Below are 23,649 nucleotides of genomic sequence, written 5' to 3'. Positions count from 1 at the left end.
GAACGAGGGTGTCATGTTATTAGACGGGCTCATCATTAAGTATCACCTATCCAAAGATTTTAGCTGTGATTACAGGATATTCACGCATGATATCAAAGTGGACATGCCTCTTTTTTATGATGAAAAGATCGACATATCCGGTCATATCGTTGTACTCGATAAATCCTGTAATCTACAAATTGTCCGGAGATATGAGGATGTTGTTTTTGTCTGTCATAAAGACCAGTCTAAAACCTTTTTGAATTCAGGCAATAATATTCTCATTATCAATGATTTCGTTCCAATCACACGCGTTTTCAATGCTCTATTAAAGATTTTTGCCGTATTTGATTCGTGGGAAAATCAGATTAACATGGTGATCAATCAATTTGCTGCGGTATCGGAGTTGATTAACTGCTGCGACTGTATCCTGGAGGATCCTCTGTTCCTGATGAATACGCAGTTCCGTTTTTTGGGGTATTCTAAAAATCTTGCCGCCGGAGGCAAATATGAAGATACTCTGAATGCAGCGAATGGAGTGATCCCCCTTGAAGGTGCCCAGAATCTGATGGCCATGCCCGATTTCAAAAAACTGGAATCAACGAAAGATGTCTTTCAATATTCCGGTGAAGCACATTTTCTGCACAAAAATATTTACTTCAAGGAGAAATATATCGGGCGTCTTGGCATTCCCTATTCGTCCGATGAGGAAAAGAATGCTTATTACCGTTGCCTTCTTGCCACGATTGCCGAATACGCGGAATTACTGTATTCGCGATGCGGCTCTTTTATTAAGGATGAATATTCTTTAAAGCTGCTTAAAAAAACGATTTCTGGGATTATCTACGACAATGATGCGCAATTTAATAAATTAAAAGAATTATTAGCTGCGAATGATCACCAAAACGATGACACCTATTATTTAATTCAATTCCGTACAAATTTTAACGCAGATAACACGATCTATGCCGATTATATTAGTCCGCAGCTGGAGCATCGATGGCCGGGAACCTGTTGTTTAGAGAATAATTCTTATATCCTGATGCTCTTGAATATTTCCAAATACACCCGGATCATGAGGAAAGATTTTTTTCAGGAAATGGTGGTTTTTTTGAGAGATAGCCTATTGATTGCGGGAATCAGCAGAAAATTTACTGATTTTCTGGACCTCCGGGCGGCTTACCACCAAACAAATATTGCGTTTGAATTAGGCAGAATCAAAAACCCCACCTATTGGTATTTTAAATTTAACGATGTTGCCTTGGATTATTTGCTTAAAAACGGTCTGGGCCGGTTTGATCCCGATCAGGTATGCAGTCAGGTTTTAGTCGTATTACGGCAATATGACCGATCTTATAACACCCGCTACTATCAGACCTTATATGAATATATGGACAAACACTACAATGCAACAGCAGCCGCAAAATCCCTTTATATTGCCCGCAGTTCGTTTCTCAAGAGAATGGAACGAATCGCCGAGCTCACCGGCGTCGACCTGGATAACTGGGCGGAACAACTTTATATCGCCATCTCATTTCAGTTATATGCCATGGTTGATGTCGCCAAGAATGGAGGTTCTCAGATTGGCAACAAATCATAACGTCATTATGAATTACGATTATAACCCAGACACGTGGAAGAGAATTTCACAGGCAAAACGGCGTTTTATTGAAGAAAACGTAGATCCTCGCAGTAATCCGGATATTATCCCTGAAGTGGCCGAATCATGGATCCGATCAAAGAACTACGGTGTCAGCCCCTATGAAATAAAGAAGCAGGAGGTCCCGGACCAAAAAGAGATCACACACATATTGGAAAGTAATGCGCTTTTGATCCAATGTTCCGTGCCATTTATCCAGAAATTCATGCCCTTTCTCACTATATCCAATTATGTTTTATCCTTAACTGATAATTCCGGATTTTTGTTATACAGTGCAGGCGATGAAAATGACCTTGAGTCCCTCACCCAATTTCAAAAAAAGATGCCGTATACCTCCGCCGGTGAAGAATATATCGGTACCAACGGCCATTGTCTGGCACTCATCCATAAGATTCCCGTCCAAGTAATCGGCCCCAACAACTATCTGGCGATAGCCGAAAACTTTATCGCCTCGGCCGCGCCTATTTTTAACCAGGAAGGCGAAGTCATCGGTACCCTGGGGATCATTCAGAGCTACGCAGACATCAGTAAGTCTCAGAAAATCTTTGCCCACACGCTGGGATGGGTCACTTCGCTGGCTGAAGCGATCACCAGCCAGCTTGAACTGAAAATCAAAAGCGTGCAGCTCGAAGCGGCTTACAAAACCCTCGAAAATTCGTTATCCGTTGCCGAACAGGGCTTTGTCACTCTGGACAGAAGCGGCCTCATCACCCATATGAGTAAAAAAGCGATGGATATGCTGGGCTTAAGTGAAGGCCCCCATATGGGACAGGATTATGCCCGGTATTTTGGACCGGATCCCAACCTCAGAGATGCCTTATTGAATGATACGAATGTTCACGATTTGGAATTAGCAATTGGTCCGGAATCTCAGGAGAAAAAGTATATTATCAGCATTGATAAAATATGGAATGACACAAAGACAGAAAAGCAAGGTTCCGTTATTTATATGACCCAATCGTCGCGCTTGGATAAACTGATCGGTAAGCGCGGTGGCATGAAGGCTTACTATACATTCAGCGATATTCGGGGCGAAAGCAGGAAACTGCAGCAAACAAAAAACTTTGCGCAACAGATTGCAGCCACCAATTCCAATGTCTTGCTGATCGGGGAAAGCGGTACGGGTAAAGAATTGTTCGCCCAGGCCATCCACAACGTTTATTGTCCCGACGGTCCCTTTATGGCGATTAACTGTGCCTCAATGCCCCGTAATTTGATTGAGAGCGAACTATTCGGCTATGAAGCCGGTGCTTTTACCGGCGCAGATAAAAAAGGCCGCCCCGGCAAATTTGAGCTGGCTAACGGCGGCACGCTTTTTTTAGATGAAATCGGGGATATGCCGCTGGAGATCCAACCTGTCCTGCTGCGTGTTTTGGAAGAAAGACAAATGATGCGGATCGGGGGGACCAAATTTATTCCTGTCAATGCCCGGATCATCGCCGCGACGAATAAGGATCTCTCCGAATCAATCAAGAATCGCCTGTTCAGAGAAGACTTATACTTCCGTTTAGCTGTTTTTAAAATTACTATCCCGCCACTTCGGGAAAGAGATAATGACGCGTTCCTGCTGGCGCAGTATTTTGTGGAAATGACCTGTCGCAGAATCGGAAAAAAACCGCCTGCAATCGCTGCTGACGCCCGCGAGGTGATCAGCGCCTATCCATGGCCCGGGAACGCCAGACAACTGGAAAATGCAGTTGTTCATGCTGTTTATATGTGTAATGCGGAAAACATCACCGTTAACGATCTGCCATTGGAAATTACCCAGACCGATCACCACCAGGAAAAAACCAGTGAGATACTGTCCCTCACCCAATTGGAAAAAGAAGCGATTATCCGAGCCATGAACATTGCAAAAAATGACACGGCACACGCTGCCAAACTACTGGGCATCGGACGCACGACCCTGTACAAGCGATTTAAAGAATATGGGATAGAGTACTAAAAGTTACTTTCGTACTTCTGGGTGAGTCTGATGTAGAGGGCGGCAAACGCAGCAAACACCAGGAATAGGATTCCCTCAACCAAAAATAACTGCCGATGTGATCCGGCCAGTCCACTGATCCAGGCAGCAAAATACCCAGACAAAAATTGGCCTAAATAGATCGCCATGCTCAGCAGGGTAACCGCCATCGTCTTCTCCGCTTTGGGAGCAACCTGGGAAGCCCGTGTTAACAGATATGGGAAAATACAGCCTAGAGAAGCTCCGGTCAAGAGACTGGCGGCGTAGATCAGGGTCATCGTATTGGCTATGCTGAAGGTAAAATAGGAACAAGCAAATAAGATAAGTCCGAGAACCGTATGGTATCTTTTTAAAAATTTTAAAATATAGCCAAAGAAAAAACTGAATATGATCGAGGCAAATGTGTTAAATGACGTGGCCAGTCCGATTTGAGCTGAATTGCCCAGACCTTCCGTAGTGACAAATACCGCTAGGTTGTAAAGGATGACCATACCCACCGTACAATAAATCAGCATGGCACTGGCGGTCAGATAGACCGGCAGTCCCATCCGGGCTTTTATGTCGAATAAACCGGAGTCACCTATGATTTCTTTATCCTTTTTCTCAGGCTGGAAAGCAGGAAGTAAAAACCCTTGCATGATGATCACGATAACAAAGATAAGGTAGAAATAAAACGCATACCGCCAATTCACCAGAGCGATGTACCCGGCCGTGATGCTGAGAAAAAAGGAAAAGATGCCGCCGACGGCATTTGTCCAGCCAATGAGTTTTGCCCTTTCTTCACCGAAAAACAGATGGGCTATGATGGCCGGCGCCAGAGGATAAACGATCCCCATCCCGATTCCCTCACACGCCCTGAAAACGACCAGCGCTTCAACGCTGGGAGAATACATGCTCCCGAATCCGGAGGCAATAAAGACAGCACTGCCAAACATCAATAAATACTTCTTGCTTATAAATTTGGATAAATAACCGGTAAGCAGAATCGTCGGTATCATCACTAGTGCAGGCAGCGATATGGTTTGATTTAACAGTTCTGGAGAAGTATCGGGATATTCCGTCAAGATACTTCCCAACAGCGGCACCATAAGTGCGCTGGCAACCATACCGTCAACACTGCTGAACAATAGTGATAGCTTCAACAAAATACGCTTCGTACCCGCTTGAGCAGGTTCACTCATAAGAAGAATCATTCCTTTCGACAAACCCCCGCAGCCCTTAACGCTGTCGGGGGTTTTATGATGGTGATTATTTTGTTAAAACGTACGTTTTATTAACTGTTCACAGAATCATCAGCAACATACAACGTGCTGAATTGTTTTTTTGTGGCCAGGATAAAAACAACGGAGATGACCGCAATGATGACGAGGATAACTCCCGAGACAGTGAATGACGTTCTGGTGGAGCCTGTCATACTTTCCAGGAAAGCTACAAAATAAGCAGCTAAGAACTGGCCGATATACATGGACGTACTGATAAACGACACACCGGTTGTGCGGGCTGCTTTGGGCAGGATCTTGGTAATGTTGGTCATCAAATAAGGCAGTACCAGCCCTAAAGAGATTCCCATGAAAACAGAAGCGATTGCAATCGTGGAAAACGTTTTAGAAATGCCTAAAAGGATAAAACACAGCGCGGTGGCAGCAAACCCAATAATAAAGGTATACCGTTGAAAAGCCTTATATATCTGGGCAAAAATCAGTGTGATAATCAGAGCTGATACAGAAACAACCGAAGAGGCCATCCCGGCTTGCGCAGAATTACCAATGTTCTCCTGGGCGATAAACACAGAGACCCTGACGATATACACCATGGAAATCACCATATAAACAAAGGTTGCCAGCACATAGATATAAGCAAGCCAGTTCAATTTCGATTTTTCTTTAGCTTGGAGCACATTAACATCCTGTTTTTCAGGCGGTACTTTCGGCAGTATGATGATCTGTGCGATGAGCAAAAGAATGTAAATCGCATAAAGATAAAAAGCATTATGCCAGTTTAAGACAGCAAGGTAGCCGGTGACCGTAGCAAATATCATGGAGCAAATACTGCCGGTGGCATTCCCCCAGCCAATCATTTGTGGAACCTGGTTGCCATGATAGAGTTGGGCTATCAAAGCTGGAACAAGCGGAAAGACGAGGCCGGTTCCCAAGCCCCCGATGGCACGCATCACCAGGATAAAATCAATATTATCGTAGAAGCCGCCGCCAAGCCCGCCAATGATATAAAGGACAGACCCGATAATCAAAATAGTTTTTTTGCTGATGTATTTGCTTAAATAACCGGACAAAAGAATGGCGGGAATCATAATCAAGGAAGGGAGGGAAATCAACATACTGATTTTGGTCCCGGCATCGGGAAATACTTGGACTAAATTTCCCATGATCGGGATGATAAACGTTGTCGCCATCATGGTATAGGTATAGCTTAATAAGATGACCGCCTTTAAGGCCAAGCCCTTATTATTCATAGTTAACACTTCCTCATCTATTGTCGTTTTGTCTTACTGTAATGTCTCGAATCACTCATATTTAATTAGTGCGCCGGCTTTAAAATAACACTTTGCTTATTTTGTTAATCTCATTAGTCACAGCGTCGTACACGCCGGGAAACGCGTTCAGCGGTAGACCCGCCGTCAGACAGGGAATAAAGTAGTACTTGCCATACGTTCTGCAAGCCTCTTCCACATGTTTGGCACAGTTTTCCGGAGTCCAGTCCGGGAAGTCGATTTCACCGCTGTGAAGCCCTCCCATAAAGGATATTTTTCCGCCGTATTGCTTGATAAGTTCAGGAATATTGTTCGTCTTCATCACACCTTGCCAGATATCCATGCCCATTTCAATCATCATTGGCACGAGATTGGCGGCGTAAGAATCGCTATGGTGGACAATCAGTTCAACCCCGTTATCTTTATAAAAACCGTAGATTTTTTTATAGGCCGGCAAGAAAAATTCTTCAAACATAGCAGGAGAAAGAAAAGAATTGATCTGACTGCCCCAATCATCGTGATGGAGAAGCGCATCCGGCTGCAGTCTGTCCACCAGCATTCTGGCGCATTTCAACTCGTGTTCCGTAATATAATCGATCAACTCATGCATAGCCTCAGGTTCTTCATATAAAGCCATGAGTGCATCTTCCATGCCCATCAGCATGTGGGTCATATCCAGCACACCGGGGCCGTAGAAGGCGGCAACAAATTCCTCGTTGCGATTGATTGACCTGGCATGGGCCACCGACGGGGCCCATGCCTCATCTGAGGTGGGAACAACAGGTGCTTTGACATATTTCTTCCACTCGGTAACATCCTTTAATACTTTATGCTCCGGATCATGCAGCGGGAAAGCGCCGATCTGGTCTTTCGGCCAGGACCAGGTTACTCCCCAGCCGTCTTTGGTCAGTTTGTCTATTTCCGGCATGAAGGTGAATGTCGGGGCTTCCAGAATGAGATTCAGGTACTCATACTGATTGACAAAACGATCCGGATTTCCGCCTCTAATCGTTTCCCATAGGTTTTGTCTTTTCGTTAACATACTTCTCCGCCTTTCATATAATTAAGGAATAAAGATGGATGCCATTTTCCCTTTGGCTTCCATTTTGGCCGCCAGCTCTTCCAGCGTACCGTATTCGATGGCGCTGGCCAGACAGTGCAGTGCACAGTTTGGTTTCCCACCCTCGGCTACCCTGTCTTTACACAGATCGCAATAAGAGGTCGGAACCGGAACATAACGGTATTCCCAGTGTTTGCCGTCCATCAGTTTCCAAGGCCCCAGCTCAAGGACCTTGATCCCCCACTGTCCCAGCGGCAGGTTGTGTTCGTTTTTGCAGGCCACTTCGCAGCTGTGGCAGCCGGTGCAGTATTCGTTGTCGATCATCAGACCATATTGTGCCATTCTTGTATCCTCCCTTCCTTATTCCGCTCTGTAAATGTTACAGGGCAGGCTTTTGTAATGGGTACCAAAACCCAGTTTTCCGACTTCTTTGTGCGGGACCATATTGTTTAGATTCGAATCCCAAATACCGAACATGTCATCGCCGCCTTTTTCCGGAAACCACCAGCCGTGATCCACGCTGATAACATCTTCCTTGACGATTGGTGTCAGATGGGCCACCGCTTTCGCTTTGCCCCAGGGGTTTTCGATAGTTACCCAAGAGCCTTCTGTAATGCCTTTTTCCGCAGCCGTCTGTGGATTGATTTCCATGGTCGGCCAGGGATGGATTTCTCTTAAGGTCTTGATCTGACGGTGTTCAGAATGGAAAGATGTGAATTGTCTAGCTCCGGTGGTCATGATCAGCGGATAATCCTTGGCCATATCCGGTCGGGATATCCCACTAAACTTTGGTTCCTGATAATACGGCAGCGGATCTTCACCTACGGAAGCGAGCATCGTGCTGCTTAATTCAATTTTTCCGGTAGGCGTATTGAAGCCCGGTTCCCCATCATCTCGCAGCAAGCCTTTTTCATATTTCAGATAATCCAGCTCATATTGGCAGATGACATGTTCTTTCAATTGGGGGAAGGTCATGTCGACCCCGTCAATGGGCGCCATATCCGCCGTCAGATAGCTGTCGGTATCTTTCCATTTGGGGTTGGTACTTTCCGGATGCAGGCGATGGTACAAATCCAGCATGATTTCCAGGTCGCTTTTGGTCTCGCCATGATTGTCGATCACTTTCACCAGCGCTCCGAACTGCCCGGGCTGGGATGCCATGTTATTGATAACGATTCCTTCCCGCTCCAGCGAAGTGGAAACCGGCAGGACGAGGTCGGCTAAGCCCATAATCGTCGGTGTCATAAACAGATCGCTGATCACAATGAATTCCATCTTGCGCATGGCTTCGTACCAACGTTTGGGTTGGGCCGTCATGCAAGAGAGAAGATTATGGGTGATGAAATAAGCACCTTTAATGGGGTAAGGCTCGCCTGTTTCGATGGCTTCCAACATGACATCCGGATGGGGTGTATTAACGACCATCGGCAGAGCCGGAAATTCCTTATGGCCGATGCCTTCAGCCGGTTCCAGGACCGGTGCGTAGGGATTCGTGTTTTCTTCTCCTTGCAGCCCTTCAAAAGCACGCAAAGGCTGTCCTAAGAATAATCCACCCGGAATATCCAAGTTACCGGTGATAGCAAAGATAGACAAAAGCGTATGCCCGATTTGAATGCTGTTGGGGTTCTGGTCAACAGCAAGACCCATACTAAGAGTCGCCGGTTTTTGGATCAGGCATTCGGCAGCGGCATAGACATCTGCGGCCGGCACGCCGGTGATAGCTTCCACCGCTTCCGGTGTGTACTGGGCGGCTCTCTCCGCCAGCTCGTCAAAGCCGATACACCATTTGTCGACAAATGCCTTGTCATATTTTCCGGTTCTGACGACCGCATGCAGCAAGGCCAAGGCTAAAGCGCCATCGGTACCAGGTCTCAGCTGCAGATGGTGCTCCGAACGTGTGGCCAGCCAATTGGCCCGCGGATCCACGGTGATCAGCTTCATACCGCGTTTCATCATTTCGATCAGGGAGTGTCCCCATAAACCGTCCGGATTGGAGCGGAGCGGATCCCGTCCCCACATCAGCATATATTTCGGGCATTCCCAGTTGGGGTCATCGTAGCGCAAGGGCAAACCGATGGCATTATCAAACTCGATATAGGCACTGCCGATAAACCAGGACATGGCGGCCATCCGCGGAATGATACAGGACCAACCGCTGATGTCCTGGACAACTGTATTGGTGTTAAACACTTCGATGGCGAAGGCATAATGGTAGCGTCCGCCTTCCCGGCCGGTCCCGTTAAAGACGGCCCAGGAATTCTTTCCCCAGTTATCTTTGCAATAATTGTACTTTTCCACGATCATGTCATAGGCTTCATCCCAGGTGATGCGTTCCCATTTGTTTTCGCCGCGCTGCCCGACACGCTTCATCGGATAACGGATCCGGTCGGGATGGTAGAAGTATTCTTTCATGGTTAGACAGCGCACGCAGAGACGACCTTTAGTAATGGGATGATCCGGATCGCCTTCGATTTTGTCAATTTCGCCGTCTTTAACAAAAACACGCAGACCGCAGCCGACACCGTGGCAGCCTGGAGGCGACCAAGCGCAGGTGCGATAGATTTTTGTACCGTCTGCCAGTTCGGTAACAGCAGGAGCAGCATTTTCATTCCAATGCAATTGTGGCATTGCATTCCCTCCAATTCATTTTCTGCAATTTATTATTCGAGGAATAATCCTCGCCAATGATATTTGCAAATTCTATGCCAAGGCGTGATTAAATAAAATAAAGCCTGAATCCAGTGTTTTTGCTGATAGCACAGACACTCTTCAGGCTTTATCCATTTCACAGTACGAAATCCATTTCCTGTTGCGAAATCCAAAAACAAAAAACTACAAATAAACTATTTTGCGTCTATAATTTATAAACAAAGAGGCCGGTTGCACATGGTTTCTAATACCAGGTGCAACCGGCCTCTTTGTTTTCCATTTAAAGATAGCCAATGAGCTATGACAGGCGAACTCTGTTACAGCATATAATGTATAATGCTCAAAGTTGTTAAGCCGGAGCGCCGATTAGTTCTTTGTAAGCCTCCTGCAAGCGAAGGGCGTCTTCTTCCAAATTGGGGCTCTCACAAATAACCGTCCCTTTAATGCCAAAAGAAAGCAGCGCCTGCATGAGTTCCTTATACCGGAGATCGGCCTCCAGTAAGACAAGATGTTTCTTTTCGCCCTTGGGACCGTAATCGATGCCGGAGATATGAAAATGGGCGTTGGCTACCCAACGGTCACCGAGTCCCTCCGCCGTCTGCTCCAGGATTCGGCAGAATTCATCGTAGCTGTTGTATTCCCCATTGGATCGGGCATGGAGGTGGCTGAAGTCGATACACGGTAGCACTCCCGGAATTTCCTGGGCAATTTTAATGGTTTCGGCCAAATCACCAAATTGAGACGGCTTCCCGGTCGTTTCCGGCCGCAAAATCACGTCGTTATTTTCCTGATCCAGTTCTCTTCTGACAGCCTGCAATTCATCAACCACTTTAGCCAGTACCCTGTCCGATGTCTCTCCGCCATAAAAGGCCGGATGAAAAATAATTCCCGTTGCTCCCAGGATCTTGCCAATCCTTGCGGTTTGGATAATCCGCGATTTGCTCGCCGTCACTTTCTCCGCTTCGCTTGAGTTCAGATTGATGAAATAGGGTGCATGACAAGAGAGTGCGATCTGTTCTCTCTCTGCGGTTTTCCCTGTACGTTCAGCCTTCTCTTCTTTCATACGGACTCCCTGAACGAATTCGACCTCCATGGCATCCATGCCTAACTCCCGCACGCGGATGATTCCGGCCTCTGTCGAGCTGTCCTTGGCGGAAAAGGGTACTCCCGCGGTTCCAAATTTTATATCCACTTGCGTCTCTCCTCTACTAGTAGACAATATAGAATCAGATACTCCAATTACCCCAGAGTAAGGTCGCCTGCACAATGCCAGCGTCAAGCGGAGCACGGATTGCGGAGCGTTTTTATTCTACTTCAAATACGATCATATCGACGGTTTGCACCCCTTTGATCTCTTTTAAACGGTTAATCACTGGGGCATCCGCTTCACTATCAATCCCGACAATCATGACGCCTCGGCTCGATGTATTAATTTTTCCGACCTGCATACTCGTGATATTGATGTTGCTCTCGCCGAGAATAGTTCCAACTTTACCGATCAACCCCGGGAAATCATCATGCGATATCAGCAGAAAACATCCGGTTGGATCGATTTCCACCCGGAAGTCATCGATTTCAACGACGCGTTGATCGCTCTTTCCAAAGAGGGTGCCAGCCACCTTATGTTCCGTTATATCTGTCTTAACGGTTAAACTGATCAGATCAACGAAATTTTGTGATTCTTTATTCTTGATTTCGCGGAAGGTAATCCCACGCTCTTTGGCCACTTCAGGTGCGTTGACGATATTGACGTCTTCCTGCAGTATCGGATTCAAGACCCCTTGAATGGCAGTCAGCGTTAATAATTTGGTATCGGCTGTGGTGATATTGCCGTTGTAGCGCACATCAATATTTATTATTCTTCCCTCCGCTAAAGCCACAGCCAAGGCACACATCTTACGCATGAGGTTAAAATAAGGCATGATCGTGTTCATCACATCGCGAGTGACGGGGGGCATGTTCAGGGATGTGGCTACCGGTTCTAAGCGCAATGCAGCTAAAATACCCCGAGCAGCTCCTACGGCGACTTCATTTTCAGCTTCTTGCGTACGAGAAGCGATTCTTGGCGTGCATATCACATTCTCCATTCGAAGCAATGGGTTGCTTGGATCAATCGGACCTTCAGCAAAGGCATCCAATGCGGCGCCGGCGACTATACCTTGCTGCAGCGCCCAAATCAACGCTTTTTCATCAATAATGCCTCCCCGGGCGCAATTGATGAGACGGAGGCCTGTTTTCATTTTGGAAAAAGCATCCTGATTCAACATATCCCGGGTGTCAACGGTTAGCGGTATATGCAGGGTCAGATAATCCGATTTACGAAGAATCCCATCGAGTTCAATCAGTTCAATGCCCAATTCTCTGCCTTTCTCTTCACTTAAAAACGGGTCGTGGGCAATGACGCGCATGTCAAACGCTTTCGCTCTTTTCGCTACCCCCATGCCGATTCGTCCCAGTCCGATGATGCCAAGCACCTTGTCTTTGAGCTCTCTGCCGAGAAAACGTTGTCTTTCCCAGGCGCCGTTTTGAATGGATGCATAGGCTTGTGGGATATGCCGGGATAAGGCTAAGATCATCCCCAGTGTATATTCGATCGTGGAGGCACTATTGCCCTGAGGCGCATTCAACACGACAATGCCCTGTTTCGTGGCGGCTTGAATATCGATATGTTCGACTTCCAGTCCCGCTCTTCCTATAACTTTCAAGTTTCTGCCCGCTTCGATGACCTCACTGCTGACAATCGTATCGCCTCTGACCAACAGGGCGTCATATTGCGGAATGATTTCAATGAGTTCCTGTTGCGATAATGAACAATATGTATCGACGTCGTGTTCCTCACGCAATAATTTTATACCGGCTTCAGCTACTTTGTTATTTACCAGGATCCGCATCCCATCTACCTCCGTGTGAAAAATGTAAATAAACTAAACCTCTCATCTCCATTTGAGACGAGAGGCAGTACCTTTATCTAGATATTTATAGCCCTAACGCAAAATTCGGTCATTTCGATTATAGTAATTATTCCGTATTATGTCAAGGATACCCGCTCCAAACTAGGCAATCACGCGTCTGCTTCCCCGATAATGTTTCGCCCAATACGGCTCATCCAGAGAGGAAATTTGAACACTATGCTTGGAAGCGGAAATGAATTGTTTATCTCCGATATAGATGCCCACATGGCTGGCACCGGCTCCGTTGGTATGAAAAAAGACTAGATCACCGGGCTCTAATCTTGATTGAGGAATTCCCAAACCCATCCGAAATTGCTCGTAGGACGTTCTGGGCAGCTGAATTCCGTTTTCCTTAAATACATTTTGCACTAAAGCGGAACAATCCACGCCTGATCGTGTCCGACCACCCCATTGATAGGCAGTCCCTTCCCAGGTCATGACAGAATTGATGATATTATATTGCATTTCGGCGGTATTCTTTCTGGACTCGATTTGAGAGAGTGTTCTTAGATTGGTACAAGAAAAGCTGCCCGCGGCCGCTTTTTGTTCCAGCATTCGGATGTTTTCGGTTTGCTGAGGCAGCGGTACCGTTTGGTTCATATCCTCATCGATGATCCTCACCTGACCTGGGATATCAAATGGCAAAGCAACGACTTCTTGAATTGGATAATGAGCCATTGGGATCGTTGCTGTGCCGGCTAAAATACAGGCTGTCAGACCAATAACCTGCCTTGGCAGTATCACCCCTTGGTTAGATTCTTCCAAAGGAAGCGCAGCATTCATCAAACAATAACTCCTTTCTTACTATCTAAGTTGTCTCTTATTTTTTTATGCTAATCGGACAAAGAATATGTTATTTCTACCGCGCCGAAATTGATCGAAAGGGGTTATTTTATACTTTGCAGTCCTGATTTCATTGCTAATTGCCTGAGAAAGCGATTATACATGGCGGGGGATTTTAGATTTTTCATGCTCAAATTTAACCGGATATCCCGCATTCTCTGATTATATCTACCTAAAAAACCATCGATCCCTTCTTCAAGACTTCTAGCCAAATATAAAGAACTTTTTAATGCATAGCTGATTCCTTCAGCAGAGCTGGGGCTAATCGCTCCTGCGGCTTCTCCGACCAGGGCGATATCATCTTTTCCAACCCAGAGCTGCGACGCTTTCCTGGGCCTATTGATATAAGCCCCTTCCTTTTTGAGGGGGTGATCAAAATGAAAGCCCTGCCTGTTTAGTTTTGATTTTAATATCGCGTACTTCTCCCGCGGTTTGTTACCCTGCCGAAGTGCTGCCCCCACAAATATATGAGCGCCTTTGGGTATTATCCAGGCGTAGAAATCAGTGATTTCTTCATCAAAAATTGCTGTGAAATAGGGCATCTGATCCTTGCTTTCATAGCATTCCTGAATGGCAATGTACTTTTCAGGGATACTGACATCAGCAGAGGTAGCAGTATCGTGGCCAATCGTCCTTCTTATCCTGGAAAAAGCACCGTCAGCACCAACGATGACTCTTGTTTTTACCGATCTCTCTTGTCCGTTAGCGCGATAGTGAATTTCATATCCACCCCTTATATCTGTGTAGTTCTTGAAAATGGCGTTAAACTTTTTATCAACTTCGGCAGGAAGTATTGAAACCAGCCATCTGTCGATTTTTTCCCTGTCCATATTAAAATAAAATCGCTGGTACAGTCTTTCCAAATGATTGGTCAGATCAATGGTTCTTACAGCAAAAAGCTGCGGATCAACTAAAATGTCTTTTGGGATGCCTAAGCCCAGCGTGGCAATCATTTTCTGAGCATCCGGGGCCAACAGTCCTCCGCAGCATTTTTGAGCCATGTTTTTGGGATTCTCATTTTCCAGATCCCGTTTATCTAACAACAGTACCTTATATTTGCTGCCAATTAATCGGGCAAGAGTAGATCCGGCAGGACCTGCCCCTACGATGACAATATCATACATCATACGCTTACCTCATACGTAATTTCGCTTCAATCCAAGTTATTCCCAGGATTTCCAGAATGCCTGCTCATTCATTGTAACAGCATATTTATCGTTTATCAATAAATAATTATTGATAAACGCGCGGTCTATTACGAATCACATCAAGGTTATAATAGTCAATACGTAATTGAAAGGCGAAATGCTATTTTGTAACGCGGCAGGAAAAACGTCAAAAATGAATTCATGTTGCTGTGTATTGGATATAACGTGAACAAGTTTAATGCGAAGATACAGAATGAACGCATCGGGAAACCGCTTCATCCGCTAAGAACGGCTTGAAACACAGACTAATCTTCAAAAATAAACGATTACATAAAACCAGAGACTAGGCTATGCAATGTACATCCAGCGACAAGCGGAGCACGGATTGCGCAGCGCGGCAGTTTGCGCCATGGAGGGCGCAACTGCCGAAAGCGGTTGTACATTGCATAGCCCTACCTTCTTTGGTTTTTTGTCTTTCATAAAACTTATATTTTTTAGATCCTGGATTAAATAATAGATATTAAAAGGGCGATGTCGCGAACTACTTTAGTAGTTTTGCAACACCGCCTTGATCTTATGCTACAGGGATATGGATGACAAGGAGCGGCGATTATTCCACAAATGTATTATTATAATCTTTTGTTAGTGACGTCATAAGGTCTTTCACTGTCGTAATTTTATCGATGCGATAGGCATTTTCGCCGGCGAACGCAAAGCCGTTTCTCATATTTCCCTTCTGGGCACTGATTAAGGCCAGCGCAATGCAGTAGGGACTCGACTTATAGTCGCACTGGGTGATGCAATGGACGGGGCACCTGAATGGCACTTTTTCTCCGGCCTCCACTGCGCTGATAAAATCGTTTCGAATTGCACGGCCCGGCATGCCCACAGGACTCTTAATGATGGTAATTTGTTCCTTCGTGCTATTTAGATAGAGTTGCTTGAATTCATCGGAGGCGTCACATTCTTTCGTCGCCACAAACCGGGTTGCCATTTGTACACTGGCTGCACCCAGGTCTATTATCCTGCGGATATCTTTGCCGTCGTATACTCCGCCGCCGGCAATGACAGGAATGGTTTTGCCGTATTTTTCTTCTAACAGTTTCGCTTCCTCCACAACATCTACCAGAATATTCTCCAGAGAATACGCCGGATCGGAAAGTTGCTCATAGCTAAAGCCCAGGTGTCCACCGGCTTTTGGCCCCTCAACGACGACTGCGTCCGGAATATAGTTGTAATTTCTATACCATTTCTTTGCTATTATATTCAGTGCTCTACGGGAGGACACAATAGGTACCAGTTTTGTCTTATCTCCTTCCTGGAGAAAGGATGGTAGATTTAATGGTAAGCCTGCTCCTGCAAAGATGATGTCGATTTTTTCTTTAATTGCCGTTTTAGCCATATCGGCAAAGTTTGATAGCGCCACCATGATGTTGAGTCCGATGATCCCCTTCGACCGTTCCTTTGCACTCTGTATATCTTTAATCAGAGCTCGGATATTTGCCTCCGTGTTGTTTGTAACAAAATCTTTCTCCTTAAAGCCGACAGCAGCTGCCGAAAGCACACCGATGCCACCCTCGTTTGCCACTGCGGTAGCCAGGCCTACACCGGAAACTCCGACGCCCATACCGCCTTGAACGATTGGAATCTTCGCAATGAGATCTCCAATTACCAAAGGTTTAAAATATAACTTCATCATATACTCCTTACGAAAGGTTCCTAATAGTAGCCGGACAGATAAAAAATGTCATCGTCGACGCTGACAATCATGTTATTTTTTTGAATCGTGTATAAAAATAAATCGTAATGTCCTATTCCTAGTTTAACATATTTTTATCCATTCAATCACTTTAAATCACTATAAATCACTATAAATTACTTCAAATGACTATAAATTACCCATTTTGATTTAATTTCAAGTCATTCTTTTTCATTTGCTGCGCAAACTAAGTAAAGAAATATAAAAAATGAGGTGAGAAAAGATGGGGAAAAGAAACAATTCCAATCCCGCTCTTGACCAGTTGAAGTATGAAGTATCCAAAGAATTAGGCTATATTAACAGCGGAGCTCACGATTATGAACAATTTTTGGATGAAACCAAATATGAAGTAGCTAATGAATTGGGAATTCAGCTGAATCATGGTTACAACGGCGACATCACCTCACGCGATGCCGGACGAATCGGCGGCCATATCGGCGGTAAAATCGGCGGGAATATGGTCCGGAAAATGATTGAATTTGCAGAAAACAGTATGGTTGAAAACGGTGGAAAGTTATAATGCTGGCGTTATAACCCTCAAATTATTCGGCATTCTGCAGATTAGTTTTGCATTAAAATGACAGAAGGCATCCCGATCTTACTTTGGGTGCCTTCTTCTTTCTTTTTTTCTATCAATATCGGATACATATTCAGATTGAAATCCAAGTCATAGAAGAACGTTATCTTTTGAACTTTAAAAAGTTCGGTATATCGACATTGTCTTTGAATGGATTGTAATCGTCCATTTTGGTATTATCCTGCTGAGAATTTTTCGGTTTCTTCACGAAGGCCGTCCGTTGGTCGAAGCCGGTTGCGATTACGGTTACCCGGATATCGTCCTTGAGATTCTCATCAATAACGGCACCGAAAATAATATTCGCCTCCTGATCCGCTGCTTCGGCGACAATTTCCGAAGCCTCATTCACTTCAAGCAAGGTCAGGTTTGGCCCGCCGGTAATATTTAAGAGAACACCCTTAGCACCGTCTATGGATGTCTCCAATAACGGACTGGAAATAGCACGGCGTGCAGCATCCACGGCTCTATTTTCCCCGGAAGCCTGTCCAATTCCCATCAATGCCGACCCGGTATCGGACATAATGGTTTTAACGTCAGCAAAGTCAAGGTTAATCAGGCCGGGGATGGTGATCAAGTCGGAGATACCTTGCACCCCTTGCAAAAGGACATCATCGGCAATACTAAAGGCCTCTTGGATTGTCGTATGCTTATCAACGATCTGCAGCAGTCTGTCGTTCGGGATCGTAATGAGTGTATCTACTTTGTCCCTGAGCTCGATGATCCCTCTTTCTGCCTGCATCGCTCTTTTTCTTCCTTCAAAAGAAAAAGGCCTGGTAACCACACCGACTGTCAGTGCACCGAGAGATCGGGCTATATCGGCAACAACAGGCGCTCCGCCCGTCCCTGTACCGCCGCCCATACCCGCTGCGACAAAAACCATATCGGCACCCACTAAAGCCTTGGCAATCTCATCACGGCTTTCTTCAGCTGCGCTATGGCCTATATCCGGATTCGCCCCGGCACCAAGGCCTTTCGTCAGCTTAACACCGATTTGAATTTTTTCAGCTGCTCTGGACATCTGCAGAGCCTGTGCATCTGTATTTATGCCGATGAACTCAACACCCTTGAGACCAACGGATATCATCCTGTTCACAGCGTTATTTCCACCGCCGCCGACCCCGATCACTTTAATACGGGCATACTGCATTTCGTTATTATCAAATTCAAGCATTTTTTCCCCTGCCTCTCCTTATAATCCTGACCACTCATTTATCCGCTTATATCCCAAAGGATAATAAGAACAATACCAGCTATATGATTTCGAGATAAAGGACTATTACTCCTCTTTTTACGCCTAATATTTTATTTTTTATTGCGATTTACGGTCGCGGCTAATAATATGCCGTCGGATAATACTGATATTCTGGAACAGCCTGGTCCCAAAGGCAACAACCGCCGCCAAATAAAGATCGACACCAATGATATCCCCGGTAAATGCCAATAGACTCGCCAGAATAATATTGACAAAAAAGCCGCTGATAAAGATCTTACTGTCAAAATGTTCTTCCTGATACGACCGGATACCGCCTAAAACGGAGTCCAGTGCGCCCAGTATGGCAACAGAAAAATACTTCGCATAAGCAATCGGTATATCGATCGGGCTGATATACCCTATGAATAGTCCAATAATTAATCCAAAAATCGAAAGCCAAATCATTTAAGGTTCCTCCGCTATCTGCCCAGAACGGGCTTTCCGCTGGTAAGATCAATGTATTTGATCTTATTCTGGACACTATCATAATCCTTACTGTCCAGCAGTTTTTTCAGTAATGTCAATTTCTCTGTGTAGTCGTCGTCAAATCCCAACTTAACTTCGGTGCCTGATGACAAGTAGATATTGAATTGTCCATCGGATATATAATGCAGTTCTCCAATCAGCGGCAGCAGATCCTTTGGTGCTTGTCCAAGTAATTGAAGTGCCTTTGTCAAATTGGCATCATTGATCTTTTGACCTGGGCCAATGGTTTCTGGTACAGCAATACCGGTAAGTACCGGTGTATCCGTCGTAGGCCAGGAATCATAAAATTTGAGGATCACTGCCTGTGAGTCGACTTCAACAACCCCTTCACCGTTTAAAATCAACGCTGCAGGCAGTCTTTCCTGAATCTGGACAATTATCGTCGCAGGTAATTTCTTAGTTACTGTCGCATTGTCGACGAGGGGATGGAGTTCAATTTTCATCGCCAACGCCTTTTTGTCAGTCAAGAATATATTTTCACCCTTAACGGTTCCTAGCAACTGCAATACTTCATCATGTGTTATCTTTTCAGATCCATTAATTTTTACTTCTTTTACTGAAAAAAAATCGGATTTAGAAAAAAGATAAAGTCCGGCTGCTATCAAGCAGAGCAGCGCAGCCAGATAAATCGTCACTGTATTGGACCGTGCTTTTGACAATGTTCTTCTCCTTCACCGGGGATAAAACCGGCAGTGTCCACGTAAAACAGACTTGTTTTGTCTATTTTACAATATCTTGTCAATGCTCTGCAATACTATTGTTTCACAACTCTTTGTAATTTTGCGCCGATTTCCCTGTATTTTCTTTCCAAATCTTCATATCCCCTGTCGATATGATCAATCCGCTCAAGCACCGTGCCGTCTTCTGCGGCCAAAGCGGCTAAAAATAAGGCTGCGCCGGCGCGAAGATCGGTTGCTTCAACAAAAGCGCCTTCAAGATTCGGTCTGCCGTGAATAACCGCCGTTCTGCCTTCGATTGTGATTTTTGCACCCATTCGTCTTAACTCAGCGACATGCTGGAACCGGTTCTCAAAAATCGTCTCGGTCACGATACTTGTTCCATCAGCAATGGTCAGCAACGCCAGGAATTGTGGCTGCAAATCGGTGGGGAAACCGGGATATACCAATGTTTTTATATCCACCGCTTTAAATTTCCCATTATGTCTGACACGGACACTGTCCCCATTTTGGGTAACCTCCGCACCGCCCTGATGCAGTTTGGCGATGATGGGGCTCACATGTTCCGGAATGATATTTTCAACGGTAATATCGCCCCCCGTCATGACGGCGGCAACCATATGTGTGCCCGCTTCGATCCGGTCCGGGATGACCGTATGCTCCGTACTGGTGAGCTTGTGAACACCGTCAATGCGTATAACATGCGTTCCCGCTCCCCGGATCTTCGCTCCCATTTTATTGAGCAGATTCTGCAGGTCGACAATTTCGGGTTCTCGCGCCGCATTTCGAATCAGCGTCGTTCCCTCCGTCAGTACGGCGGCCATCATCAGATTTTCAGTTGCCCCGACACTGGGGATATCGAAATAGATTTCTCCTCCCCGCATTTTATCCGCCCGGGCTTCTATGTATCCGTGTCTTTCTTCAATAGTCACGCCGAGTTCCTGTAACCCCTTGATATGTTGATCCATTGGTCTGGTTCCTATAGCACAGCCGCCGGGTCTGGAAATTTTCACTCTGCCGTTTCTTGCCAGCATCGGCCCTAAGATCAGATTCGAGGCGCGCATTTTACGCATCAGAGTTTCATCTACAATACAATCGTTTAAAGCCGATGTATCGATAGAGCATTCATTGTGGTCGAGTGTCACTTTACAGCCAAGACTTACCAGCACATCCGCCATACTGGTGATATCCGTGAGATGGGGAATCTCTTGTAGAACCGTTGTGCCCTCAGCAAGTATAGCTGCAGCCATTAACGGAAGAGAGGCATTCTTGGCGCCGCTCGTTCGGATCGTACCCTCGAGTCTCTGTTTTCCGGTTATGACATAACGATCCATCGTCATGTCTCCTCCCCCTTTTTAACACCATCTATACTCTGTTGATTTTTTTACCGAATAATCCGGACCTCCGTCTCCAGACAGATACCGAATTTCTCGAATACATCCTCCTGAATACCAGAATCAAACGCAGGATATCCCGGAAAGATGCATCCCCCTTGTTCACAATAAAATTAAAGTGGAAAAATCCATTATGTTCCTCCGGGTCGTTCAGGTGTCATGTCACACCCACGGTAACATGGTTTAGAAATTTATGTCTTATCGACCCTTATCCCCAGCCATGATCCCTCCCTCCTTCGCATTATCTTATGCCGGTAAGGGGGATGATGTGAAGGATTATCGCCAAGCTGTTTCTAAACACAACGTAACAATCCTGTCAAGTGCCCCCGGTTTGAATATTTCCTTCGCTCTGGCCTCCATGCTTTCTGTCTTGATGGGGTCAAAAATAATATTTTGGATCGTATTCCATAAGACAGGGCCGCTTAATTCTTTATCCAGAATTACATAAGATGCCTGATGATTTTCAAATGCTCTGGCATTATATTCCTGGTGGTTTTCCGCTGCATAGGGATAGGGAATTAAAATACTTGCTCTCCCGGCTGCCGACAGTTCGGCCAGCGTCGATGCTCCCGACCGGCAAACACAAAGATCCGCACCGGCCAGTGCGTGCGGTATCGTGTTAATATAGGGCATAATCCGCCAGGATTCGGTCTGCCGGTTCAGTCCTCTATCTTCCATCACGGTGACAACAGACTCATAATTACCTGCTCCTGTCGCCCAAATAAGCTGTATCTCGGGATGCTCGGCCAGAACAGGCAAAATATCGAGCATGGCATTATTCAAGCTTAACGCACCCCTGCTTCCTCCGGTCACAAGGATCGTTCGTTTGGCGGAATCAAGACCGAAGGCGTGTGCTCCTTCTTTGCGGGTGATTGTGCCGATTTCTTCCCGCACCGGCAGTCCGACAACGGTCAATTTTTCTTTCACCCCAAAGTATTTTTCGCTCTCCGGGAATGTCACTAACACCCGCTTGACCATTTTTGAAAGTAGTTTATTGGTGATGCCCGGAAGGGCATTTTGTTCATGCAAAAGGGTTGGAACACCAAAAAAAGCCGCCGTAAAGACAACTGGACCTGAGACGTAACCGCCAGTCCCCACAACAAGATCGGGTTTAAATTGTTTCATGATATTCTTAGTCTCTCCAAAAGCGCGCAGCGTTGTTCCTGCGGCCTTAAAGGTTTCTATGCTTACTTTTCGGGGCAAGCCTCGACCGGATATCCCTCTGAAGTCGAGTCCGTTTTCGGGAACAATTTTTGCTTCCATTCCGTTTCGGGTCCCAATATACAGAACCTGCATATTATTGACCTTGTCCAAAAGGCCTTTAGCAATTGCCATGGCCGGATAAATATGTCCACCCGTTCCACCACCAGTCACGATGACCCGCAATTAAAAAACCTCCTCCGATCGATTTGACACCGCTGATATATTTAACAAAAGACCCGTACCTATCATTGTAAACAACAAGGATGTCCCGCCGTAGCTGATAAAAGGCAAGGTGATTCCGGTTACGGGAAGAACTCCGGACACGACACCCATGTTAATCATTGCCTGGATTCCGATCAAAGAGGTCAGCCCCACAGCCATGAGTCCCATGAAGGCATTCGGCGCCAGCATTGCCGTTCGAAACCCTCGCCAGATGAACAGAAAGAACAGCAGGACGACCAAGGATGCCCCGATAAAGCCAAGCTCTTCGCCAATCATCGCAAAAATAAAATCCGTGTGATTCTCCGGCAGATAGAGAAATTTTTGTCTGCTTTGGCCTAAGCCCAGTCCGAATAATCCTCCCGGTCCCAATGCTAAAAGTGCTTGGATGGTCTGATATCCTTTTCCCGACGGGTCTGCCCACGGATCAAGAAAAGCGAAGATACGCCGCATGCGATAGGGCGCCGCGGCAATCGCCGCTGCAACCATCGCGATCCCAGCCAGCCCAAGCCCGGCCATATGTCCAAGTCTCGCGCCTACAGCCAGAAGCATAAAGAAGACGGTAGCCGCGATCACTAACGTTGTTCCTAAATCTGGCTGCAGCATAATCAAAGCACAGACAACGCCCAGCAGTCCCAATGAAGGGATAATTCCTTGACGAAAAGACAGGATCCTGTTCGGATTCAATGAGAGAAATCGGGACATTGTCAAAACCATGGCCAGCTTAATAACCTCCGATGGCTGAATGGACATCGGGCCCACCCCGATCCAACGCGTTGCGCCGTTAACGGTACGGCCAATTCCAGGTATTTTAACCAAAATGAGTAAAATCAAAGCGGCTATAAGGATCGGTTTTGCCCATGTATAGAGGAGCTGCATATCGATGGCCAGAGCAAAAGCCATCGCGGCTAGCCCCAAAGCGACCCACATCAATTCCGCTTTAAAATAATGATACGGATCCTCATAATACAGATACCCTTTAACCGCACTTGAACTATACGTCATGACGATCCCGATCAAGAGCAGTATAAGAATGACTCCCAATAAGACAGGATCAACTTTCAGAATTTTTCGGATCACATAGCTCCCTCCTCCATAATCAATCGGGGTTCAGAATATAACTATGTGATTCTCGCATCTTTTAGTAGTACAGAAATTTCTAAATATCCTTAATGAGATACGTCACAATCTGGGGTTGGTCTGCATGCCACATTCCGCTTTCGGCAGATAGCGCCTTCCTGAATTTGCATGTTTTGTCATCCGTGCTCCGCTTGTCGCCGGAACTGTGGCACGCAGACCTGATTTGATGAGTATAAGGAATTCAAGGAAGATTTAGTAAGA

Annotated in this window: 19 protein-coding genes; 3 read left to right on the top strand and 16 right to left on the bottom strand. The window is 46.0% G+C overall.

Going from position 1 to position 23,649, the window contains the following annotated elements; genetic code table 11:
- Positions 1 to 13: 13 nt before the first annotated feature.
- Both LPY66_RS06530 and LPY66_RS06525 read left to right on the top strand, forming a co-directional pair.
- On the top strand, positions 14 to 1,579 hold the full coding sequence (locus LPY66_RS06530) for a PucR family transcriptional regulator (protein WP_337987285.1): 1,566 nt from the start codon (positions 14 to 16) through the stop codon (positions 1,577 to 1,579).
- Positions 1,563 to 3,584: a sigma-54-dependent Fis family transcriptional regulator gene (locus tag LPY66_RS06525; protein WP_337987284.1), complete on the top strand. Its 2,022-nt coding sequence runs from the start codon at positions 1,563 to 1,565 to the stop codon at positions 3,582 to 3,584. Before LPY66_RS06530 ends, LPY66_RS06525 begins: the two co-directional genes overlap by 17 nt.
- On the opposite strand, the gene LPY66_RS06520 is transcribed toward LPY66_RS06525, so the two are convergent.
- The 10 genes from LPY66_RS06520 to LPY66_RS06475 all read right to left on the bottom strand — a co-directional run bounded on the left by LPY66_RS06520 (position 3,581) and on the right by LPY66_RS06475 (position 16,437).
- Complete coding sequence (locus LPY66_RS06520; protein WP_337987283.1) at positions 3,581 to 4,783, bottom strand: MFS transporter; 1,203 nt, start codon at positions 4,781 to 4,783, stop codon at positions 3,581 to 3,583. The genes LPY66_RS06525 and LPY66_RS06520 overlap by 4 nt on opposite strands.
- A 92-nt stretch (positions 4,784 to 4,875) precedes the next feature.
- Complete coding sequence (locus tag LPY66_RS06515) at positions 4,876 to 6,072, bottom strand: MFS transporter (RefSeq protein WP_337987282.1); 1,197 nt, start codon at positions 6,070 to 6,072, stop codon at positions 4,876 to 4,878.
- 79 nt (positions 6,073 to 6,151) lie between these two features.
- Positions 6,152 to 7,132, bottom strand: coding sequence for a uroporphyrinogen decarboxylase family protein (locus tag LPY66_RS06510; RefSeq protein ID WP_337987281.1), 981 nt, complete (start codon positions 7,130 to 7,132; stop codon positions 6,152 to 6,154).
- Positions 7,133 to 7,153: 21 nt separating this feature from the next.
- Positions 7,154 to 7,492 (bottom strand): oxidoreductase, encoded by a 339-nt coding sequence (locus LPY66_RS06505; RefSeq protein WP_337987280.1) that lies wholly within the window; start codon positions 7,490 to 7,492, stop codon positions 7,154 to 7,156.
- 18 nt (positions 7,493 to 7,510) lie between these two features.
- The gene (locus LPY66_RS06500; protein WP_337987279.1) at positions 7,511 to 9,778 is read right to left on the bottom strand and encodes a molybdopterin-dependent oxidoreductase; all 2,268 of its coding nucleotides are present in this window, start codon (positions 9,776 to 9,778) and stop codon (positions 7,511 to 7,513) included.
- Between the two features lie 370 nt (positions 9,779 to 10,148).
- Complete coding sequence (locus LPY66_RS06495) at positions 10,149 to 10,991, bottom strand: TIM barrel protein (protein ID WP_337987278.1); 843 nt, start codon at positions 10,989 to 10,991, stop codon at positions 10,149 to 10,151.
- 112 nt (positions 10,992 to 11,103) lie between these two features.
- Complete coding sequence (gene serA, locus LPY66_RS06490) at positions 11,104 to 12,690, bottom strand: phosphoglycerate dehydrogenase (RefSeq protein WP_337987277.1); 1,587 nt, start codon at positions 12,688 to 12,690, stop codon at positions 11,104 to 11,106.
- A gap of 162 nt (positions 12,691 to 12,852) precedes the next feature.
- Positions 12,853 to 13,533, bottom strand: coding sequence for a C40 family peptidase (locus LPY66_RS06485; protein WP_337988041.1), 681 nt, complete (start codon positions 13,531 to 13,533; stop codon positions 12,853 to 12,855).
- Between the two features lie 104 nt (positions 13,534 to 13,637).
- Positions 13,638 to 14,720, bottom strand: a complete 1,083-nt coding sequence (locus tag LPY66_RS06480) for an FAD-binding protein (protein WP_337987276.1) — start codon at positions 14,718 to 14,720, stop codon at positions 13,638 to 13,640.
- Positions 14,721 to 15,351: 631 nt separating this feature from the next.
- Positions 15,352 to 16,437: an NAD(P)H-dependent flavin oxidoreductase gene (locus tag LPY66_RS06475; protein WP_337988040.1), complete on the bottom strand. Its 1,086-nt coding sequence runs from the start codon at positions 16,435 to 16,437 to the stop codon at positions 15,352 to 15,354.
- A 286-nt stretch (positions 16,438 to 16,723) separates the two neighbouring features.
- Here LPY66_RS06475 and LPY66_RS06470 point away from each other — a divergent pair, with 286 nt between their 5' ends.
- Positions 16,724 to 17,020 carry an alpha/beta-type small acid-soluble spore protein gene (locus LPY66_RS06470; RefSeq protein WP_337987275.1) on the top strand — a complete coding sequence of 99 codons (297 nt, stop codon included), beginning with the start codon at positions 16,724 to 16,726 and terminating at the stop codon, positions 17,018 to 17,020.
- A 160-nt stretch (positions 17,021 to 17,180) separates the two neighbouring features.
- Here LPY66_RS06470 and ftsZ read toward each other — a convergent pair whose 3' ends face one another.
- From ftsZ to ftsW, 6 genes are all read right to left on the bottom strand, one after another.
- On the bottom strand, positions 17,181 to 18,248 hold the full coding sequence (ftsZ, locus tag LPY66_RS06465) for a cell division protein FtsZ (protein ID WP_337987274.1): 1,068 nt from the start codon (positions 18,246 to 18,248) through the stop codon (positions 17,181 to 17,183).
- A gap of 138 nt (positions 18,249 to 18,386) precedes the next feature.
- Positions 18,387 to 18,731, bottom strand: coding sequence for a small basic family protein (locus LPY66_RS06460; protein WP_337988039.1), 345 nt, complete (start codon positions 18,729 to 18,731; stop codon positions 18,387 to 18,389).
- A gap of 17 nt (positions 18,732 to 18,748) precedes the next feature.
- Complete coding sequence (locus LPY66_RS06455; RefSeq protein ID WP_337987273.1) at positions 18,749 to 19,474, bottom strand: cell division protein FtsQ/DivIB; 726 nt, start codon at positions 19,472 to 19,474, stop codon at positions 18,749 to 18,751.
- A gap of 95 nt (positions 19,475 to 19,569) precedes the next feature.
- Positions 19,570 to 20,832 carry a UDP-N-acetylglucosamine 1-carboxyvinyltransferase gene (gene murA / locus LPY66_RS06450; protein WP_337987272.1) on the bottom strand — a complete coding sequence of 421 codons (1,263 nt, stop codon included), beginning with the start codon at positions 20,830 to 20,832 and terminating at the stop codon, positions 19,570 to 19,572.
- A 330-nt stretch (positions 20,833 to 21,162) separates the two neighbouring features.
- Complete coding sequence (gene murG / locus LPY66_RS06445) at positions 21,163 to 22,272, bottom strand: undecaprenyldiphospho-muramoylpentapeptide beta-N-acetylglucosaminyltransferase (protein ID WP_337987271.1); 1,110 nt, start codon at positions 22,270 to 22,272, stop codon at positions 21,163 to 21,165.
- A complete protein-coding gene (ftsW, locus tag LPY66_RS06440; protein ID WP_443112464.1) occupies positions 22,273 to 23,388 on the bottom strand; it encodes a putative lipid II flippase FtsW in 1,116 nt (371 codons plus the stop codon).
- Positions 23,389 to 23,649: the final 261 nt, after the last annotated feature.

Origin of the sequence: Dehalobacter sp. DCM (assembly GCF_024972775.1) — a bacterium.
GTDB lineage: Bacteria > Bacillota > Desulfitobacteriia > Desulfitobacteriales > Syntrophobotulaceae > Dehalobacter.
The sequence above is the reverse complement of the archived record's forward strand: the minus strand, read 5'-3'. Positions and strand labels throughout refer to the sequence as shown.

Excerpts from the sequence above, each read along its gene's own strand:
- LPY66_RS06510 (WP_337987281.1), bottom strand. The coding sequence starts at position 7,132 with ATGTTAACGAAAAGACAAAACCTATGGGAAACGATTAGAGGCGGAAAT.
- LPY66_RS06470 (WP_337987275.1), top strand. The coding sequence starts at position 16,724 with ATGGGGAAAAGAAACAATTCCAATCCCGCTCTTGACCAGTTGAAGTAT.
- LPY66_RS06520 (WP_337987283.1), bottom strand. The coding sequence starts at position 4,783 with ATGAGTGAACCTGCTCAAGCGGGTACGAAGCGTATTTTGTTGAAGCTA.
- ftsZ (WP_337987274.1), bottom strand. The coding sequence starts at position 18,248 with ATGCTTGAATTTGATAATAACGAAATGCAGTATGCCCGTATTAAAGTG.
- murA (WP_337987272.1), bottom strand. The coding sequence starts at position 20,832 with ATGACGATGGATCGTTATGTCATAACCGGAAAACAGAGACTCGAGGGT.
- LPY66_RS06475 (WP_337988040.1), bottom strand. The coding sequence starts at position 16,437 with ATGAAGTTATATTTTAAACCTTTGGTAATTGGAGATCTCATTGCGAAG.
- serA (WP_337987277.1), bottom strand. The coding sequence starts at position 12,690 with ATGCGGATCCTGGTAAATAACAAAGTAGCTGAAGCCGGTATAAAATTA.
- LPY66_RS06530 (WP_337987285.1), top strand. The coding sequence starts at position 14 with ATGTTATTAGACGGGCTCATCATTAAGTATCACCTATCCAAAGATTTT.
- LPY66_RS06480 (WP_337987276.1), bottom strand. The coding sequence starts at position 14,720 with ATGATGTATGATATTGTCATCGTAGGGGCAGGTCCTGCCGGATCTACT.
- LPY66_RS06500 (WP_337987279.1), bottom strand. The coding sequence starts at position 9,778 with ATGCCACAATTGCATTGGAATGAAAATGCTGCTCCTGCTGTTACCGAA.
- LPY66_RS06505 (WP_337987280.1), bottom strand. The coding sequence starts at position 7,492 with ATGGCACAATATGGTCTGATGATCGACAACGAATACTGCACCGGCTGC.
- LPY66_RS06485 (WP_337988041.1), bottom strand. The coding sequence starts at position 13,533 with ATGAATGCTGCGCTTCCTTTGGAAGAATCTAACCAAGGGGTGATACTG.
- LPY66_RS06515 (WP_337987282.1), bottom strand. The coding sequence starts at position 6,072 with ATGAATAATAAGGGCTTGGCCTTAAAGGCGGTCATCTTATTAAGCTAT.